The following is a 17,857-nucleotide window of genomic DNA, read 5'->3' on the forward strand; positions in this document are numbered from 1 at the left end:
GTATGTGACGAAGGCGTTCCACTGCTGCGGTCCGAAGGCGAGCTGCGGGCCGTGGGTCTGCTTCGAGTCGCGTACGCGGACGGTCTCGGGGGCGACGGCGACCTCCACGCACTCCGGGCCCTCATTCGTGCTGTAGCTGCTCTTGAACCACTTCAATACGGGACTGTTCCCTGTCGAAGGGTTGGTCATTACGTCTCTCCCAGCACTTTCTCGATGAAGGCCAGCGACTCGCGAGGGGTGAGGGCCTGGGCCCGGATGATGCCATAGTGGATCTCAAGTAGCTGGACCTCCTTGGGATGTGAGAACAGCCGGCTGCTGAGATGGGCCTCGTTGTGTCCCACGGTCTCCCCCTTTTCCAGCCGCAGCAGTTGAAACGGCCCCGCGAGACCGCCGTGTTCCTCGCGGTTCGTGGGCATCACCTGAATCTCCACGTCCCGCCGACGGCCGAGTTCCAGCAGGTGTTCGAGTTGCTTCCGCATCACCATTCTGCCTCCGAGCGGGCGCCTCAGCGTCACCTCTTCCTGGACGAAAGTGAAGACCCTGGAGGGCTGCTGATCGAAGACTTCCTGACGCGCCAGCCGTGCCGCGACGAGTCGTTCGACCTCCTCCTCGCTGAAGGCCGGACGCCGCATCTCATACAGCTCCCGTGCGTAGTCCGGTGTCTGGAGCAGGCCATGAACGACGGAGTTGGCGTAGGCGCAGATCTCGATCGCCTGGTTCTCCAGTTTCGCCAGGTCCCGTACCTTCTTCGGGAACCGGGCCTCCTCCGCCTCCTTGCGCAGGCAGGCGATCATGCCGCCCGCCCCGAGTACCTCGTCCGCCTTCTCCAGGAACGTCGCGCTCGGCGCGCGCCGTCCCCGTTCCACCGAGGAGACCTGCTCCTCGCTGTAGCCGATGGCCGCGCCCAGCTCGGCCTGGGTCATGTCCAGCCGGTCGCGCCAGAGTTTGATGGTCCGGCCGATCATCCGCAGGACGGCCGCCGACTCCTCATCGGCCCCGTCGTACGGCTCCATCCCGTCGCCCACCTGTACCGAATGCCCCGTCAGACTCACGTTCGCGCACCTCCACGTCCGTTCCGTGCATGCTCAACTCCTCGGCGGAGAACCGGGTAACGCCACGCGGCCCGGACAGACCCGGACAAGACCCGGACAGTCACGTCACGTACCGGTGTCGTTACTGGTCAGCGTAGGGTCGGGTAGCCACGCTGAGTGACATGAATCGCGAAACTCCCCCCACCGCGGCGCTCCGTCCCGCTCCCGGCCCCGGGCAACCCACCGCAGCCGCCCGTCACTTCGGCATCCTGCTGTCGGCCACTCCGCGTGGTGCCCGTCTCGCCCGCCGTCTCGCGGCGGAGGAACTGCATCGCTGGGGCTGGCCGCACGGGAGCGAGGCGAACCGGACGGCGACGCTCCTGGTGGCCGAACTCGCCACGAACGCGGTGCGGCACGGACGGGTGCCGGGCCGCGACTTCCGGCTGAGGCTCACTCTCCAGGCTGGAGATCCGGAGCTGCTCGTCGAGGTCACGGACGCGAGCCCCGGCCGCCCCCTGCCCGTCCCCGGCGCGATTCCGCCGCCGTCCGCGGAGGGGGACGGAGGGCGGGGCCTGCTGCTGGTCGAAGCCCTGTCGAGCCGCTGGGGGGCCACCGGCGGCGACCCGTACACCAAGACCGTCTGGTGCGAGGTCACGCTGCGCTGACCGTGCCTTCGTGCGGCTGGGGGGCGTCCTCCTGCTCGGTAGACTCGCCGGACCCAGGGTCTCCTGTGCTCCGGCTGGGAGGTGCTCCGAAAGTCCGCGCCGCCGTGAAGGAATGATCTCAGTGTTGACGATGCAAGAAGCTCTCCAGGTACTGAACACGTACTGGACCGGTCACGGGTGTCTGAACGTTCAGCCCATGAACACTGAGGTCGGCGCGGGAACGCTCAACCCCTCCACGTTCCTGCGCGTCCAGGGTCCGGAGCCCTGGCGCGTGGCGTACGTGGAGCCGAGCGTCCGGCCCGACGACTCGCGGTACGGCGAGAACCCCAACCGCCTCCAGACGCACACCCAGTACCAGGTCATCCTGAAGCCGGAGCCCGGCAACGCCCAGGAACTCTTCCTCGGCAGCCTCCGCGCCCTCGGCATCGACACCGACGCGCACGACATCCGCTTCGTCGAGGACAACTGGGCCTCCCCGGCGCTCGGCGCCTGGGGCCTGGGCTGGGAGGTGTGGCTGGACGGGCTGGAGATCACCCAGTTCACCTACTTCCAGCAGGCGGGCGGCATCACCCTGGACCCGGTGTCGGTGGAGATCACCTACGGCATCGAGCGCATCCTGATGGCGCTCCAGGACGTCAAGCACTTCAAGGACCTCCAGTACGCGCCCGGCGTCACCTACGGCGAGGCCTTCGGCCAGGCCGAGTACGAGATGAGCCGCTACTACCTCGACGAGGCCGACCTGGACACCCAGCGCACCCTCTTCGAGGCGTACGCGGGAGAGGCGCGCCGCCTGCTCGACGCACGGCTGCCGGTGCCCGCGTACTCGTACGTGCTCAAGTGCTCGCACACCTTCAACGTGCTCGACGCGCGGGGTGCCATCTCCACCACCGAGCGGGCGCGTTCCTTCGCCCGGATGCGCGGGCTGGCCCACGAGGTGGCCGCGCTGTGGGTCTCCCGCCGTGAGGAGCTGGGCTTCCCGCTGGGTACCGTCCCGGGGACCGCCGCCGCGCTGAAGGCCTCGGCCGCCGCGCGCCGGGACGTCGCCATGGAGTCCGCCGCTCCGCAGGAGCAGCGGCAGCCGGAGCAGCGGCAGGAGCCGGAGCAGGCCCCCGCGGAGGCGGAACCAGCCGCTCCGGCCGAGCCCGCGGAGTCCGCCGCCCCGAGTGAGCCCGCCGAGGTCCCCGAGCCCGTCGAGCCCGCCGCGCCCGTCGAGGCGGGTCCGGCCACGCTGGTGATGGAGATCGGCGTCGAGGAGATGCCCCCGGCCGAGGTCACCCGGACCTCGCGGGCGGTGCGCGAGGCGCTGACGGAGAAGCTGGCCGCCACCCGGCTCGGCCACGGTGACATCCGTGTCCTCGCGAGCCCGCGCCGTGTCGTGGCCGTCGTCGACGGGGTGGAGCCCCGCGAGCCGGACTACGAGCGGACCGTGCGCGGGCCGAAGCTCTCCGCGGCCTTCGACGCCGAGGGCAACCCCACCAAGGCGGTCCTGGGCTTCGCCCGGAGCAACGGGGCCGACCCCGCCGAGCTGAGCAGGGTCACCTTCGGCGCCAACGAGCACGTCGCGCTCACCCGCCAGGTGGCCGGGCGTCCGGCCGAGGAGGTGCTGTCCGCCCTCCTCCCGGAGATCGTGACCGGGCTGCGCGCCGAGAAGAACATGCGGTGGAACGTCCCGAAGCTCGCGTTCACCCGCCCGATCCGCTGGATCATGGCACTCCTCGGTGACCGGGTCGTCCCCTTCGCCGTGTCCACGCTGGAGTCCGGGCGTACGACGCAGGTGCACCGCGACGCGGTCCGGCCGGTGGTGGAGGTGCCGACGGCCGACGGGTACGTCTCCTTCCTGGAGCGGCACGACATCCTCGCCGACGCCGACGAGCGCCGACGGCTCGTGGTGGACGGGGCGGTCCGGCTCGCCGCCGAGGTCGGCGGGTACATCGACACGGAGCGGCACACCGGACTCATCGACGAGATCACCAACCTCGTCGAGGCGCCGACCCCGATCCTCGGCGGTTTCGACGCCAAGTACCTCTCGCTGCCCGCCGACATCCTCGTCACGGTCATGCGCAAGCACCAGCGCTACCTGCCGGTGGTGGACGCGCGCGGCGAGATGCTGCCGTACTTCGTCGCCGTCGCCAACGGCCGCTGCGACCACGACGTGGTCCGTCGCGGCAACGAGGCCGTGCTCCGCGCCCGGTACGAGGACGCCTCCTTCTTCTGGAAGGCGGACCTGGAGACCCCGCTGACCGACATGAAGGAGAAGATCCGCCTCCTCACCTTCGAGGAGCGGCTCGGCTCCATGGCGGACCGCGCCGACCGCATCTCGGCCGTGGCCCTCAGGCTGGGCGAGAGCATCGGGATCTCCGGCACCGACCGCGAGACGCTGGAGCGCGCCGCCGCCCTCACCAAGTTCGACCTCGGCTCGCAGATGGTCACCGAACTGTCCAGCCTGGCGGGCGTCATGGCCCGGGAGTACGCCTACCGTGCGGGGGAGGGCGAGGCGGTGGCCCAGGCGCTCTTCGAGAACGAACTGCCCCGCTCCGCCGGTGACCTGCTGCCCGGCACGCTGCCGGGCGCCCTGCTGGCGCTGGCGGACCGCTTCGACCTGCTGGCCGGCCTCTTCGCGATCGGCGCGGAACCCTCGGGCAGCTCCGACCCGTTCGGGCTGCGCCGCTCCGCGCTCGGTGTGGTCAACATCCTGCTCAGCCGGGGCGACCTGGCCGCTCTCACCGTCCGCCAGGGCCTGGCGATCGCCGCCGAGCACCAGGCCGTCCCGGTGTCCGCGGAGACGGTGGACGGCACCCAGCAGTTCGTGGTGCGCCGCTTCGAGCAGCAGCTGATCGAGACGGGCCACGCCACCGTGGACGTACGGGCCGTGCTGGTACGGGCCGACGCGCCGCTGATGGCCGCGCGCACCCTGGAGGAGCTGGAGAGCCTGCGCGGCGACGAGCGGTTCGCCACCGTGCTGGCCGCCTTCCAGCGCATCCGGCGCATCGTCCCGGCCGACGTCACGGCGGGCTACGACCGGACGCTGTTCTGGGAGGGTGCCGAGCAGGGCCTGCACGACGCGCTCAGCAAGAGCCGCGCCGTTCTCGCCGGGGAGAGCTCGCTGGTGCGCTTCAGCGCGGAGACGGGCGAACTGGTCGCCGCGGTCAACACCTTCTTCGACGACGTCCTGGTGATGGCCGACGACCCGCGGGTGCGGGCGAACCGGCTGGGCCTGCTCGCCGCCGTGCGCGATCTCGCGGAGGGCCTGATCGACTGGGAGGCGCTCGTCTGACCCGGCACCCGCAGGGCTCCGGGCCCCGCGTCGCGGCCGTGCGAAGATCGGCGGCAGCGGCGCGGGGCCCCCGGGGGTGCCTCCGCAGGCCCACCGGCTCGAAGGGAAGCTCTCCGGATGCGCATCGGGATCGTCGGCACCGACAACAGTCACGTCGACCAGATCGTCCGTCACCTCAACAGCGACGCGGCCGGGGGTGACGCGCGGGTGGTGGCCCTCAGCGGGGGGCGCGGCCCGCGCAACGACGCCCTGGCGGCCACCGGGGACATCGCGCGGGTCGTCGAGGCACCCGCCGACCTGCTGGGCCTGGTCGACGCCGTCGTCGTCGCGGACCGGGACGGCGCCCGCCACCGGGACCAGGCGATGCCCTTCCTGACCGCGGGCCTCCCGGTCTTCGTCGACAAGCCGCTCGCCCGCACCAGCGAGGACGCCCGCGCCCTGATCGACGCCGCCCGCGCCCACGACGCCCCGCTCACCTCCTCCTCGGCGCTGCGCTGGCTCCCCGGCACCGAGGAGCTGGCGGCCCGTGCGGGGACACCTGAGCTGGTCGTCGTCTCCGGGCCCGCCGACCCGGACGGCGACCACGGCGGGATCTTCTTCTACGGCATCCACGCGGTCGACATCGCGCTCCGGCTCGCCCCGGGCGCCCTCTCGGCCGTGCGCACCGACCTCACCGGCTCCACGGCCGTCGCCTCGTTCACCGCGGGCCCCACCCGGGTGGTCGTGAACCTCGTCCGGCCCGGCAGCACGGAGCAGATCCCGTTCCACGCCATGGTGTTCACCCGGGAGGGCATGGCCGGGCGGACCCTCGTGCCGGGCGCCGACTACTGCGTACCCGGCCTCGAAGCGTTCCTGACGATGGTGCGCACCGGACGGCCGCCGATCGGCTACGCGGACCTGCTGCGTCCCGTCGAGGTCCTGGAGGCCGTCGACGCCGCGCTGCGCGGCGCGCCGACGGGTGCCCGCGCCTGACGCGGACGTACCGTACCCGGGTTGCGGACAGGTGAAGGGACGCCGTCGGACTCACACATTCCCCTTGACGAATGGCCTGGCAGGGGCGTGTTTCGCGGGGTTCGCGCAGGCTTTCTCGCCGCCCTTTCATTGGCATGCCCCTGACGCTAATGACCCACGGTGTGTGCGAGTTACCCTGCCGTACGTGATGGTGGTGTGACCTGGCTCACGAGCTCCTTGACAGCTGCCGGACGGGTGTCGAAAGCTCAAGCAGCATTGGTCTGGACCACAAGGAATGGGCGGGGTTCATGTTCAAGCCGTCGCATGCTTCTGCCGTGGATGTGCTCGTCTCGTCCGGTGAACTCCGGTTCAGATCAAGAGAGTTGGGGTGTCTGAGAGCCAGACCCGTGACGGCCCTGGTGCGCCCGGCCGTCGGTAGGGCGGGCTGATGCGGCGCCACCCTTCCGATGTGCGACTGGCGCTGTGCGAGTCGTGGCAGGCGTTCGGCGCCGCCGCCCTGCTGGTCCGGTACGGCCCCGACGTCCCCTGGCCGCACGCCGCCTGGGCCCGTGAGGCGCACCGGCTGCTCACACCGCGGCTGAGGTCGGTGGTGTTCCTCGCGCGGCAGAGGGGGCGCGTCCCGTCGTTCCTGACCGCGGGCGCCACCTCCCGCGCCAAGGGCTTCGCCGCCGAACTCGACGGCATGACCCGGGTGTCGGCCGGTCTCGTCCGCGACGAGCTGGCCCGGGAGTACCCGCAGGGCTTCGCCGATCCGCTGATCGCGGCCCTGGTCCGCGACCCCGGAGCACAACTCGGCTTACTGGCCGTGGAGCTGTCCCGCTTCTGGAGGGCCGCGATCGAGCCGCGCGCCGCCGGGATGGCGCGCTCGCTGGAGGAGGAGATCCTCTTCCGCTCCCGCACCCTGGCGATGGGGGGCGGCGCGGAACTGCTGCGCGACCTGCGCGTCCCGTACGAGCGCACCGAGGGCGCGGACCGGGTGACCGCCGTGCCGATGATGTTCGCCGACGGCACCTGCTGGTGGTCGGTGGCCGGGGGCCGGACCGTGGTCTCCTTCCCGGCACGCGGGGCCGGGCTGCTGCACACCCAGCCGGAGCGGGGCGGCGGCGGGCGGCCCTCGCGCGAGGACCGGCTGGCCATCCTGCTGGGCCGGGGACGCGCCTCGGTCGTACGCCAGCTGGCCGCGCCGACCACCACCTCCGCCCTCGCCGACCAGCTCGGACTGGCCGCCAGCACGGTCTCCCAGCACCTCTCGGCCCTGGTCTCGGCGGGCGTGGTGCAACGCCACCGGGCGGGCACCCGGGTCCTGTACGAACTCAACCGCTCGGGCCTGGAACTGACCCAGTGCCTGACCAACAAATGATCACCGCGGCGGGTGCGCGGCGGCGCCTCCCACCTGCGGTCGGGGCGATTCGGCTGATACCGAAAAGCTTGTCCGCCCCCGGACCGTCCAGCAGAGTCGAGGCGCGGAGCGGCCCGGCCGGAGGCCGGCACCACGCCGGAGCCGTGAGACCGGCGGCGAGCCGGCCGTCAGCCGAGAGACCGAGAGGCGCCAGAAGCCGAGCCACGGCTTCCGCCCGGACTTGAAGCACTCCCACGCAACCGAGGCCGTCGTCGACGAGGACGGGTGTGCCCACGGTCGTTCCCCGGTGCCCACGAAGACGTCGATCCTGGAGTGATTGCATTGCCGACGCCCGACCCGTATCTCCACCGAGCCCCCTCCGGCCGCCCGTACTTCAGCTCGGACGGTGAGGCGTACCTGGCGCAGACGCCGCTGCGGGAGATCCGCAAGACGCACGGACTGCGGGTGCTGTCCGAGGAGGACTTCGCGTTCTGGCAGACCTACGGCTACGTCATCGTCAGAGAGGCGATACCCGCCGGGGCCGCCCGCCGGCTGCTCGACTTCACCTGGGACTTCCAGGGGCTCGACCCGGCCCGCCCCGACACCTGGTACGAGGACCGGCCGTTCCGCGACGACCTGGACCGGGAGCTGCACGTCTACGGCTTCGTCGAGGCGTACCACCACCAGCTCATCTGGGACAGCCGGCAGGCGCAGCGGGTCTACGACGCCTTCGTCGACGTATGGGACTGCGAAGAGCTGTGGGTGACCCTGGACCGCCTCAACCTCAACCCGCCCAACGTCAAGAACCGTGACCGCGCGCTCATCGCGCCCACGGACAAGGGCTTCGACATCGAGCTGCACTGGGACGTCGACACCTCGCTCGGGATGCTGCCGCAGCGCGTCCAGGGGATCATCGCGCTCCACGACACCCGGCCCGAGCTGGGCGGCTTCCAGTGCTCGCCCGAGCTGTTCCGGCGCTTCGAGCCGTGGAAGGCGGGCCAGCCCGCGGACCGCGACCCGATCCGGCCGGACGCCGACCGGGAGGAATTCCCCGTGGTCAGGCCCGAACTCCGGGCCGGGGACCTGCTGATCTGGAACGGCCTGCTCGCGCACGGCGTCGCGCGCAACACCTCGCGGGACGGGGTCCGCGCGGTGCAGTACCTCTCGATGATGCCCGCGCTGGAGTCGCACGAGGAACTGCGCCGCTCGCGGATCGAGTCCTGGCGCAGCCTGAGCACACCGGACTGGAACAAGACGCTGGTGGGCGACCTCACCAAGCACGAATCCCTGCGCTACGGCACCGCCGTGCTGAACGGCCTCGGGGAACGGCTGCTGGGCCTGAGGTCCTGGCGCGAGCCCCGTTCCGAGCCCGATTCCCAGCCCCGCTCCGAGCAGCCGACGGGAGAGCCGGTATGCGCCGCGTCTGTCTGACCCTGCCCACCAACAGGGCCTGCGCCGACACGATCGCCACCATGGGCGAGGAGGCCGCGTACGCGGCCGACCGCTTCGGCGCCGAGGTGCACCTGCTGATCCTGGACTCCACCACGGGGCCGGTCCTCGCCGGGCACGCGCGGGCCGCCGAGGCCGCCGGACGGCACCACAACGTGGTCGTGCACCACCTCGACGAAGACCGGCAACGGGACTTCCTGCGCCGGGTGATCCTCGCTTCCGGGGTCCTCAAGCCGGACCTGGTGCTCGATCTCATGCTCCCGGCCGGGGTGTCCTACGGCGCCTGCACCAACCGGGCGTTCCTGATCGCCGCCGCGCTCGGCTGCCGGTCGGTGCACCGCCGCGACTCCGACAGCCGGTACCAGGTCCTCGACGGCGAGACCGTCTTCCCGGTCCACCACGAGCTGGCCTCGCTGGGCAGGACCGCGGCCGAGGCGGCGGCCGGGGTGGACGAGAACCTGCTCGGCGCCGGGGACGCGGCCAAGCCCGTGGTGATGGCGGGCGGTTCCTTCGTGGGCGAGCTGTCGGTGGACATCGGCGAGATCCTCCGCACGGACCCCGAGGTCTACTACGACGTGGTCAGCCTGTGGGCCCCCCGCGACTGGCCCGAGGAGCGGAAGCGGGAACTGGTCGGCGAGTCGTTCCGGGGCGCGGGCACCGAGCCGTTCTCCGGGGACCACACGGTGCTGACCCATGTCGACCCGATGCGCGTGGACATGTGCAACATCAGCTTCCTGGACCAGGTGTACGAGCGGGTGCCGCTGCCGCCCGCGACCGACACCATCGGCAGTGACTACTTCCTCATGCACCTGGTGCACGACGGTGGCCTGCCCGGCGTCCTGCACAACCGCAACATCGTCAACTACTACACGCCCGAACGCCGCACCGACGCCGGGTTCACGGCCTACCAGCTGCGGCTGACGAAGTTCTTCCTGTCGATGCTGTACTTCAACCTCATCTACGACCGGATGGCCGCGGCGGGCGCCTCGCTGCTCGACGACACGTTCCGGGTCAGGCCGGAGGCGGTGGCCGGGCTGGCCCGGTGGAGCGCCGGGGCCGACCGCGCGGAGAACGCGCACCGGCTCGACGTACTGGGCCGCTCCTACCGCCGGCTGGGGGGCCGTTACGCCGACTTCGCGGACATCCTCGCGGCGCGCGGGCCCCGCCTGCTCGAAGAGGCCCAGGCCGACATCGAGGACTTCGCGCTGCTGACCGAGGTCTGGCAGCCGCTGATGGCGGCGAGCCGCACCACCGGCCTGCGCGGCACGGGCACGGCCACCGGCGCGGTACCGGGCGGGCACGGGTCGTGACACGCCTGAGCGCACATCTGCGCACCGCGCTGGAGGCCGCCGGGGGCGACCGGATCGTCTTCGACCTCGCGGGCATCGAGGCGCAGTACGACACGCTGCTGCGGGAACTGCCCGGCATCGCCGTCCGCTTCGCGATGAAGGCGTGCCCGGTGGACGAGGTCCTTGGCCGGCTGGCGGCGAAGGGCTCGGGCTTCGACGCCGCGAGCCCCAACGAGATCGCCCAGGCCCTGCGTACCGGAGTGCCCGTCGACCGCGTCCACTACGGCAACACCATCAAGTCCGACGAGCACATCGCCGCCGCCCACCGCCTGGGCGTACGGGACTTCGCGACCGACAGCCCGGAGGACGTGGCCGCGATCGCGGTGCACGCCCCCGGGGCCCGGGTCTTCTGCAGGCTGGCCACCAGCGGCGAGGGCGCGCTGTGGGGGCTCAGCCGGAAGTTCGGCTGCTCCGGGAGCGACGCGGTGCACGTCATGGAGGCGGCCCGGCAGGCCGGGCTGACCCCGTCCGGCCTCTCCGTGCACGTCGGCTCCCAGCAGATGACCGCCGACGCCTGGCGGGACGCCACCGACCGCCTCGCCGACGTGCTCGCGGCCCTCAACCGGCGCGGCATCCACCCGGACCGCGTCAACCTCGGCGGCGGCCTGCCCGCCCTCGGCTACCTCGACAGCCGGGGCGGCGTCCTGGACCCGCCGATGGACAAGATCTTCGCGGTGATCAGGGAGGGCATGCAGCACCTGACGGCCGTCTCGGAGGTCCCGCTGGACTTCGTCATGGAACCAGGGCGCCATCTCGTCGCCGACCACGGCGCGATCCGGGCCCACGTCTCCCGGCTCTCCACCCGCCGCCACCGCGAGGGCGCACGCGACCACTGGCTCTACCTCAGCTGCGGGAAGTTCAACGGCCTGTACGAGATGGACCAGCTGCAGTACCGGCTGCACTTCCCCGCCCGCCCCGGCGCGGACGCGGTCCCGGCCGTGATCGCGGGCCCCACCTGCGACAGCGACGACGCCTACGCCCACGAGCACAACAGGGTCGAGGTGCCCGGCACCGCCGCGTCCGGCGACCCCGTCTGGATCCTCTCCAGCGGCGCCTACGCCACCGGCTACATGACGCAGGGGTTCAACGGCTTCGACCCGCTTCCGTACCTGTGCGTGGACCACGAGCAGAGATGAACAGAGAGGTCACGACGTGCGCGTAACCGTACGAGCCGTCCGCGGAGGCGACTGGGACGCCGTGGTGGCGCTGGAGGCCGCCGCGTACGGCGCCGCCGGGCTGTCGGAGGGGCGGGCGGCGCTGGAGTCCCGGGCGGCGGCCTCACCGGCCACCTGCTTCGTCCTGGACCACGGCAGCCGCACCGCGGGCTACCTGCTGGCCCTGCCCTACCCGATGTTCGCGTACCCGGACCTCGACCGGACCGAGGACGTCGTCTTCCACTCCCGCAACCTCCACCTGCACGACCTGGTCATCGCCGAGGACCTCCGCGGCCGGGGACTGGGCAGGGTCCTGCTGGGCCGCCTCGTCGCGGTCGCGGGCACGAAGGGCTACGGGACGGTCTCGCTGGTCGCCGTCGGCGGCAGCGACACCTTCTGGGCGGCGAGCGGATTCCGTCCCCACCGGGACGTCACACCCCCGGCCGGGTACGGCGCCGACGCGGTGTACATGTCCCTGGCAGTGCCGGATGTCCGCGGCGGCCGAACCGACCTCGCCGATGCGCCGTCGCATCAGGCACCGATGAAAGACGAAGTGGGCTGATTACCTGTGTCTGGCGTGCGTGACCCCTTCCGACGGCCGCTGCTCTCGATCGCGGCGCTGTTCTGCTTCCTCGGCTTCCAGTACGCCACCTGGGCCTCGCGGCTGCCCGCGCTGAAGACGCGGCTCGACCTGAGCGAGGCGGAGCTGGGACTGCTGCTGATGGCCTGCGGGGCGGGCGCGGCCGTCTCGTTCCCGCTCGTGGCGGTGCTGATGAGGCGGCTGGGCTCGCGGCGCCTCGCGGTGGCGTCCGCGGTCTGCCTGAGCCTGGTGCTGCTCGCCCTGTCGGTGGCACCCAACTACCCGGTCGCCCTGCTCGTCGTCGCCTGCGACGGGGTCGCCGTGGGCGCCCTGAACGTCGCGATGAACGCCCAGGGGGCCGCGCTCGAAGCCGCCTACGAGCGGACCGCGATGGCCAGGCTGCACGCCACGTTCAGCGCCGGATCGCTCTTCGCCGCGCTCCTCGCGTCCGGGGTGAACCTCCTGACCACGGACCTCGCGACCCACTTCGGCGTGGCCGCCGCCCTGCTGCTCCTGCTGGTCGCGCTGACCCGCTCGGGCCTGCTGACGGAGGACTCCGCCCCGGTCCCGGCGACCGCGGACCCCGCCCCGGAGACGGCCGCGGACGCGGCTCCGGCTCCGGAGAAGAGCCGCCGCAAGCTCAGCCTGCCGTCCCGGGTGACGGTCTGGATGGGCCTGGCGATGGTGTTCGGCACGATCACCGAGGGCGCCATGAACGACTGGTCCGCGCTCTACATGAAGGACGTCGCCGGGGCCGGCTCGGGGGTGGCCCCGCTGGGCATCGCGGTGGTCTCGGTGATGATGGTGGTGGCCCGGCTCTTCGCCGACGGCTGGCGCAGCCGCTGGGGCGACGGGCTCATCGTCCGCGTCGGCAGTGTGGTGGCCGGTACGGGCCTCGCGCTCGCCCTGCTGGCCGGGGGCGTCGTACCGGCACTGCTCGGGTTCGCCTGCGTCGGGCTGGGCGTCGCGGCGGTGACACCGTGCGTCTACGTGGCGGCGGCGGGCCGGGGCACGGACGCGCTGGCCCTGGTCGCGGCCATGGGGACGACGGGGCTGCTGGCCGGTCCGGCGGTGATCGGGTTCATCGCCGAAGGCAGCGGTCTGGTCTGGGGGATGGGCGCGGTGGCCGTCTCGGCGGTCCTGGTCTCCCTGTGCGCCACCCGCGTCAACTGGCCCCGGCCGGTGGCCGGTTCCCGGGACGAGGGGGAGGCCGTGACGGTCGGCTGAGGTGCGCTGTGGCCGACGCAACACCGATAAGTTCGGTCTTCGTGCCGCTCACCGGTTGGGAGTGCCCGGGATACCAGGCAGGATGGGGCAGTCCAGCCGGTGAGGGAGACCATGATCGAGAAAATCCTGCCGTCCGGGGCAGCGGTGGCAGAAGCGTTCTCCGACCTTCCCGACGCCGTGCTCCTGCCCGAGGAAGAGGCGCTGACCCGCGGCTTCGTGGAGAAGCGGCGCAAGGAGTTCACCACTGCCCGGCACTGCGCCCGCCAGGCGCTGGGCTCGCTGGGCATCGGCCCCGTACCGATCCTCAAGGGCGAGCGGGGCTCCCCGGTCTGGCCCGCGGAGACGGTCGGCAGCCTCACCCACTGCACCGGGTACCGTGCCGCCTCCGTGGCCCGGCGGGCGCAGGTGCTGAGCATCGGCATCGACGCCGAGGAGAACGCGCGGCTCCCCGGCGACGTGCACCAGAGCATCGCACTGGCGGCGGAGCAGTGGCGCGGACGCGTGCTGGACCTGGAGCACCCCGGCGTCCACTGGGACCGGCTGCTGTTCTGCGCGAAGGAGGCCGTCTACAAGGCGTGGTTCCCGCTCACCCGCCGCTGGCTGGGGTTCGAGGAGGCCGACATCGAACTCCGCCCGGACGGCAGCTTCACGGCCCAGCTCCTCGCCGAGGACCTGGGGACGGCGGACGGCCCGCCGGGCTCGACGGTGCCCCCGCGCCTGCACGGCCGCTGGCTCAGCGAACAGGGTCTGCTGCTGACCGCCGTCGTCGTCGGGAACCCGGTGCACGGGGGTTCCCGTACGCTCTGACCGCATGAGCGACGATCACCGTAACGAAGAGCGGGTGCGCGCACGCGAGTTGGGCATCCCGCTGACCGGCCGGCCGGGGCCGTGGAACGCGATCACCGACGTACCCGGCGTCGAGGTCGGATACGTCACCCTGGTGGAGGGCGACGACGTACGCACCGGGGTGACCGCGCTGCTGCCGCGCGGCCGGGGCGGCGTCGGCACCCCCTGCGCGGCCGGCTGGCACTCGTTCAACGGCAACGGCGAGATGACCGGCACCGCGTGGATCGAGGAGAGCGGTTCGCTCGCCGTCCCGGTGCTCATCACCCACACCTACGCGGTCGGCCCGGTGCACCGGGGCGTCGTCGAGTGGGTGCGCGCCAACTGCGCGAGCATGGCCCCGGAATGGCTGCTGCCGGTCGTCACGGAGACCTGGGACGGCCACCTCAACGACATCCACGGCCGGGCCGTGGAGGGGCGGCACGCGGCCGAGGCCATCGAGGCGGCGGTCTCCGGTCCGGTCGAGGAAGGGTGCGTGGGCGGCGGCACGGGCATGCGCTGCTACGGCTTCAAGGGCGGCTCGGGCACCGCCTCGCGCGTGGTGGAGTACGGCGAGGACCGGTACACGGTCGGCGCCTTCGTCCAGGCCAACTTCGGAGCCCGGCGCGAACTGGTGGTGGCCGGGGTGCCGGTGGGGCGCGAACTGCCCGCCCCGGCCGCACCGGCCCCGGCAGCCGCCGGGGAGGAGCGGCCGGTGCCGCCCGGCGCCGGATCGGTGATCGTGGTGGTGGCGACCGACGCCCCGCTGCTGCCGGGGCAGTGCAAGGCGCTGGCCCGCCGGGTGACGCTGGGCCTCGCCCGCACCGGCACCACCGGAAGCCACTTCTCCGGGGACCTGTTCCTGGCCTTCTCCACCGCCAACCCGTCCGCCCTGACCAGCACGTTCCCCGAGGGCGACGGCAGCGCCCCGTACGAGTCGATGCGCTTCGTGCCCTGGGGCCGGATGGACCCGTTCTACGAGGCGGTGGTGGAGTCGGTGGAGGAGGCGGTGCTCAACGTGCTGACCGGTGCCCGGCCGATGACGGGACGGGCCGGACACCACGTACCGGCGCTCCCGCTGGACCAGGTGAGCGAACTCCTGGCGGCGCGGGGCGCGGTGTCGTGACGAGCCCCCCGCCAGGCCGCTGCCCGGCGGGGGAACCGGTCGGAGGTGCCGGTCAGGAAGCGGGAGCGGATCGCCGGGCGAGGTCCAGGGCGATGTCCGTGATCATGTCCTCCTGGCCGCCGACCATCTTGCGGCGCCCCACCTCCACGAGGATCGAGCGGGTGTCGAGACCGTACCGCCCGGCCGCGATCTCGGCGTGCCGCAGGAAGCTGGAGTACACGCCCGCGTAGCCGAGGGTGAGCGTCTCGCGGTCGACCCGCACCTCGCGGTCCTGAAGCGGGCGGACGAGGTCGTCGGCGGCGTCCATCAGCGGGAACAGATCACAGCCGTGCTTCCAGCCCTGGATGTCCGCCACGGCGACGAACGCCTCCAGCGGGCAGTTCCCCGCGCCCGCGCCCTGCCCGGCGAGGGACGCGTCGACCCGGACGGCCCCGCTCTCCACGGCGACGACGCTGTTCGCGACGCCGAGGGCGAGGTTGTGGTGGGCGTGGATGCCCATCTGCGTCTCGGGGGCGAGGACCTCGCGGTAGGCGCGGAACCGTGCGCGGACATCGTCCATGGTCAGGCGGCCGCCGGAGTCGGTGACGTACACGCACGTGGCGCCGTAGGACTCCATCAGCTGGGCCTGGCGGGCGAGTTCGGCGGGCTCGGCCATGTGGGACATCATCAGGAACCCGGCGACGTCCATGCCGAGTTCACGGGCGGCCGTGATGTGCTGGGCGGAGATGTCGGCCTCGGTGCAGTGGGTCGCGATCCGCACGGAGCGGATGCCGAGCCGGTGCGCCTGCTTGAGGTCGTGGACCGTGCCGATGCCGGGCAGGAGCAGGGTGGTGGGGATGGCCCGCCGGGCGGCGTCGGTGACGGCCTCGATCCACTCCCAGTCGGTGTGCGCGCCGACCCCGTAGGTGAGGGAGGAGCCGGACAGCCCGTCGCCGTGCGCGATCTCGATCGCGGCGACGCCCGCCGTGTCCAGCGCCGCGGCGATGGAGCGGGCCTGCTCGACGGTGTAGCGGTGCCGGACGGCGTGCATGCCGTCCCGCAGGGTCACGTCCTGGATGTAGAGCTCGCTGGTCATGCGGTCGGCACCTCCTGCTGGTGGTGGGCCGCGATGCGCTCGGCGGTGCGCAGGGCGGCGGAGGTCATGATGTCGAGGTTGCCCGCGTAGGCGGGAAGGTAGTGCGCCGCGCCCTCGACCTCCAGGAAGACGGAGACCTTCCAGGCCGTGCCGTCGCGCTCGCCCTCCGGGAGGAGGCCGCGCTGCGGGTCGTCGGCCGGAACGCGGTCGAACTGGACGTCCTGCTTGAGCCGGTATCCGGGCACGTACTCCTTCACGGCGCCCTCCATGGCGAGCACCGCCTCGCGCACCTTGCCGGTGTCGCAGTCGGAGACCAGGCAGTAGACCGTGTCCCGCATGATCAGCGGGGGCTCGGCGGGGTTGAGGACGATGATGGCCTTGCCGCGCGCCGCGCCGCCGACCTTCTCGATGGCGGCGGAGGTGGTCTCGGTGAACTCGTCGATGTTGGCGCGCGTGCCGGGGCCCGCGGAGCGCGACGAGATCGAGGCGACGATCTCCCCGTAGTGGACCGGGGTGACCGAGCTGACGGCGGCGACCACCGGAATGGTGGCCTGGCCGCCGCAGGTGACCATGTTGACGTTGGGCGCGGCGAGGTGTTCGGCACCGTTGACCGTGGGCACCACGTACGGGCCGACGGCCGCCGGGGTGAGGTCGATCAGGGTGCGGCCCAGCGGGCGCAGGACTTCCTCGTGGCGCCGGTGGGCCCCGGCGGAGGTCGCGTCGAAGACGATCGAGACCTCCGCGAACTCGGGCATCCTCACGAGCCCGTCGATCCCCTCGTGGGTGGTGGCGACCTTCAGACGGCGGGCACGGGCGAGACCGTCCGACGCCGGGTCGATCCCGGCCATGGCGACGATCTCCAGGGTCTCCGACAGCCGCAGCACCTTGATCATGAGGTCGGTGCCGATGTTGCCGGAGCCGATGACGGCGACCTTGGTGGTCACTGGGCGGCTCCTTCGGGGGCGAAACGGACGCGGACGGAACCGAGTCCGCGGATGTGGGCTTCGAACCGGTTCCCGGGCACGGCCGGGACCATCGGCCCCAGGGCGCCGGTGAGGATGATGTCGCCCGCCTTGAGCGAGTCCCCCATCCCGGCCAGCGCACCGGCCAGCCACACCGCGGCGTTGAGGGGGCCGTCGAGGCAGTCGGCACCGGTGCCGGTGGAGACCCGCTCCCCGCCGCGCAGCAGCGTCATGGTGACGTCACGCAGGTCGACGGCGGTGAGGGGCACGGGGGTGGTGCCGAGGACGAAGAGCGCGCTGGAGGCGTTGTCGGCGACGGTGTCGGCGAAGGTGATGTCCCAGTCGGCGATGCGGCTGTCGACGATCTCCAGGGCGGGCAGGGCGAAGTCGGTGGCGCGGATGATGTCGGCGGCGCTGGGCTCGGTCAGATCGAGGTCGGCGCCGAGGACCAGCGCTACCTCCGCCTCCACCTTCGGCTGGAGCAGCCGGCCCGCGGGGACGGTGCCGCCGTCCGGTACGGCCATGTCCGACAGCAGGGCGCCGAAGTCCGGCCGGTCCACGCCCAGCTGGGCCTGGACGGCGGGGGAGGTCAGCCCGATCTTCCGTCCGACGATCCGGTGTCCGGCCGCCACCCTCCGTTCCACGTTGATCCGCTGCACCGCGTAGGCGGCGCTGATGTCGTCGGCGGGGATCAGACCACGTACCGGGGGAACCGGCGTGCCGGTCCGTGCGGCCTCGGCCAGCAGGTCGGCGGCCTCGCGGACCGCGGGGGAGTTCATGGCGGACAACCTCCGGAACGGGGGTGGGGTCGGGGGAAGGGGGAAGCGGGTGG

At 72.3% G+C, this 17,857-nt stretch carries 16 protein-coding genes; 11 read left to right on the plus strand and 5 right to left on the minus strand.

The annotated features are described in order from the left end of the window. Both ACFVWY_RS13245 and ACFVWY_RS13250 read right to left on the minus strand, forming a co-directional pair. Nucleotides 1-189: DUF397 domain-containing protein (locus tag ACFVWY_RS13245; protein WP_389870747.1), on the minus strand; the 189-nt coding region annotated here is incomplete at its 3' end. Beyond that, nucleotides 189-1,013, minus strand: coding sequence for a Scr1 family TA system antitoxin-like transcriptional regulator (locus ACFVWY_RS13250; RefSeq protein WP_389870936.1), 825 nt, complete (start codon nt 1,011-1,013; stop codon nt 189-191). The genes ACFVWY_RS13245 and ACFVWY_RS13250, both read right to left, overlap by 1 nt. A gap of 200 nt (nt 1,014-1,213) precedes the next feature. On the opposite strand from ACFVWY_RS13250, the gene ACFVWY_RS13255 reads away from it, so the two are divergent. The 11 genes from ACFVWY_RS13255 to ACFVWY_RS13305 all read left to right on the plus strand — a co-directional run bounded on the left by ACFVWY_RS13255 (nt 1,214) and on the right by ACFVWY_RS13305 (nt 14,988). Then, nucleotides 1,214-1,696 (plus strand): ATP-binding protein, encoded by a 483-nt coding sequence (locus ACFVWY_RS13255; RefSeq protein WP_389870750.1) that lies wholly within the window; start codon nt 1,214-1,216, stop codon nt 1,694-1,696. A gap of 130 nt (nt 1,697-1,826) precedes the next feature. Continuing rightward, nucleotides 1,827-4,970, plus strand: coding sequence for a glycine--tRNA ligase subunit beta (gene glyS, locus ACFVWY_RS13260; RefSeq protein ID WP_389870938.1), 3,144 nt, complete (start codon nt 1,827-1,829; stop codon nt 4,968-4,970). A gap of 117 nt (nt 4,971-5,087) precedes the next feature. After that, on the plus strand, nt 5,088-5,942 hold the full coding sequence (locus ACFVWY_RS13265; RefSeq protein ID WP_389870752.1) for a Gfo/Idh/MocA family protein: 855 nt from the start codon (nt 5,088-5,090) through the stop codon (nt 5,940-5,942). A 448-nt stretch (nt 5,943-6,390) separates the two neighbouring features. Beyond that, a complete protein-coding gene (locus ACFVWY_RS13270) occupies nt 6,391-7,302 on the plus strand; it encodes an ArsR/SmtB family transcription factor (protein WP_389870754.1) in 912 nt (303 codons plus the stop codon). A gap of 321 nt (nt 7,303-7,623) precedes the next feature. Then, nucleotides 7,624-8,712 (plus strand): phytanoyl-CoA dioxygenase family protein, encoded by a 1,089-nt coding sequence (locus ACFVWY_RS13275; RefSeq protein ID WP_389870757.1) that lies wholly within the window; start codon nt 7,624-7,626, stop codon nt 8,710-8,712. After that, nucleotides 8,694-10,040: a DUF6271 family protein gene (locus tag ACFVWY_RS13280; protein ID WP_389870759.1), complete on the plus strand. Its 1,347-nt coding sequence runs from the start codon at nt 8,694-8,696 to the stop codon at nt 10,038-10,040. Before ACFVWY_RS13275 ends, ACFVWY_RS13280 begins: the two co-directional genes overlap by 19 nt. Then, the gene (locus ACFVWY_RS13285) at nt 10,037-11,215 is read left to right on the plus strand and encodes a type III PLP-dependent enzyme (protein ID WP_389870762.1); all 1,179 of its coding nucleotides are present in this window, start codon (nt 10,037-10,039) and stop codon (nt 11,213-11,215) included. Before ACFVWY_RS13280 ends, ACFVWY_RS13285 begins: the two co-directional genes overlap by 4 nt. A gap of 16 nt (nt 11,216-11,231) precedes the next feature. Further along, a complete protein-coding gene (locus ACFVWY_RS13290; protein WP_389870765.1) occupies nt 11,232-11,795 on the plus strand; it encodes a GNAT family N-acetyltransferase in 564 nt (187 codons plus the stop codon). A 6-nt stretch (nt 11,796-11,801) separates the two neighbouring features. Further along, nucleotides 11,802-13,040, plus strand: a complete 1,239-nt coding sequence (locus tag ACFVWY_RS13295; protein WP_389870767.1) for an MFS transporter — start codon at nt 11,802-11,804, stop codon at nt 13,038-13,040. Nucleotides 13,041-13,151: 111 nt separating this feature from the next. Continuing rightward, nucleotides 13,152-13,847 (plus strand): 4'-phosphopantetheinyl transferase, encoded by a 696-nt coding sequence (locus ACFVWY_RS13300; protein ID WP_389870770.1) that lies wholly within the window; start codon nt 13,152-13,154, stop codon nt 13,845-13,847. Between the two features lie 4 nt (nt 13,848-13,851). Continuing rightward, nucleotides 13,852-14,988, plus strand: coding sequence for a P1 family peptidase (locus ACFVWY_RS13305; RefSeq protein WP_389870772.1), 1,137 nt, complete (start codon nt 13,852-13,854; stop codon nt 14,986-14,988). 52 nt (nt 14,989-15,040) lie between these two features. Here ACFVWY_RS13305 and dmpG read toward each other — a convergent pair whose 3' ends face one another. From dmpG to ACFVWY_RS13320, 3 genes are read right to left on the minus strand one after another with little or no spacing between them, the layout of a single operon-like run. Beyond that, nucleotides 15,041-16,063 carry a 4-hydroxy-2-oxovalerate aldolase gene (gene dmpG, locus ACFVWY_RS13310; RefSeq protein ID WP_389870774.1) on the minus strand — a complete coding sequence of 341 codons (1,023 nt, stop codon included), beginning with the start codon at nt 16,061-16,063 and terminating at the stop codon, nt 15,041-15,043. Beyond that, nucleotides 16,060-17,007, minus strand: a complete 948-nt coding sequence (locus tag ACFVWY_RS13315; protein ID WP_389870777.1) for an acetaldehyde dehydrogenase (acetylating) — start codon at nt 17,005-17,007, stop codon at nt 16,060-16,062. Before ACFVWY_RS13315 ends, dmpG begins: the two co-directional genes overlap by 4 nt. Next, nucleotides 17,004-17,804, minus strand: coding sequence for a 2-keto-4-pentenoate hydratase (locus tag ACFVWY_RS13320; RefSeq protein WP_389870780.1), 801 nt, complete (start codon nt 17,802-17,804; stop codon nt 17,004-17,006). Before ACFVWY_RS13320 ends, ACFVWY_RS13315 begins: the two co-directional genes overlap by 4 nt. Between the last annotated feature and the right edge of the window lie 53 nt (nt 17,805-17,857).

Origin of the sequence: Streptomyces sp. NPDC058195, from assembly GCF_042883525.1 — a bacterium.
GTDB lineage: Bacteria > Actinomycetota > Actinomycetes > Streptomycetales > Streptomycetaceae > Streptomyces.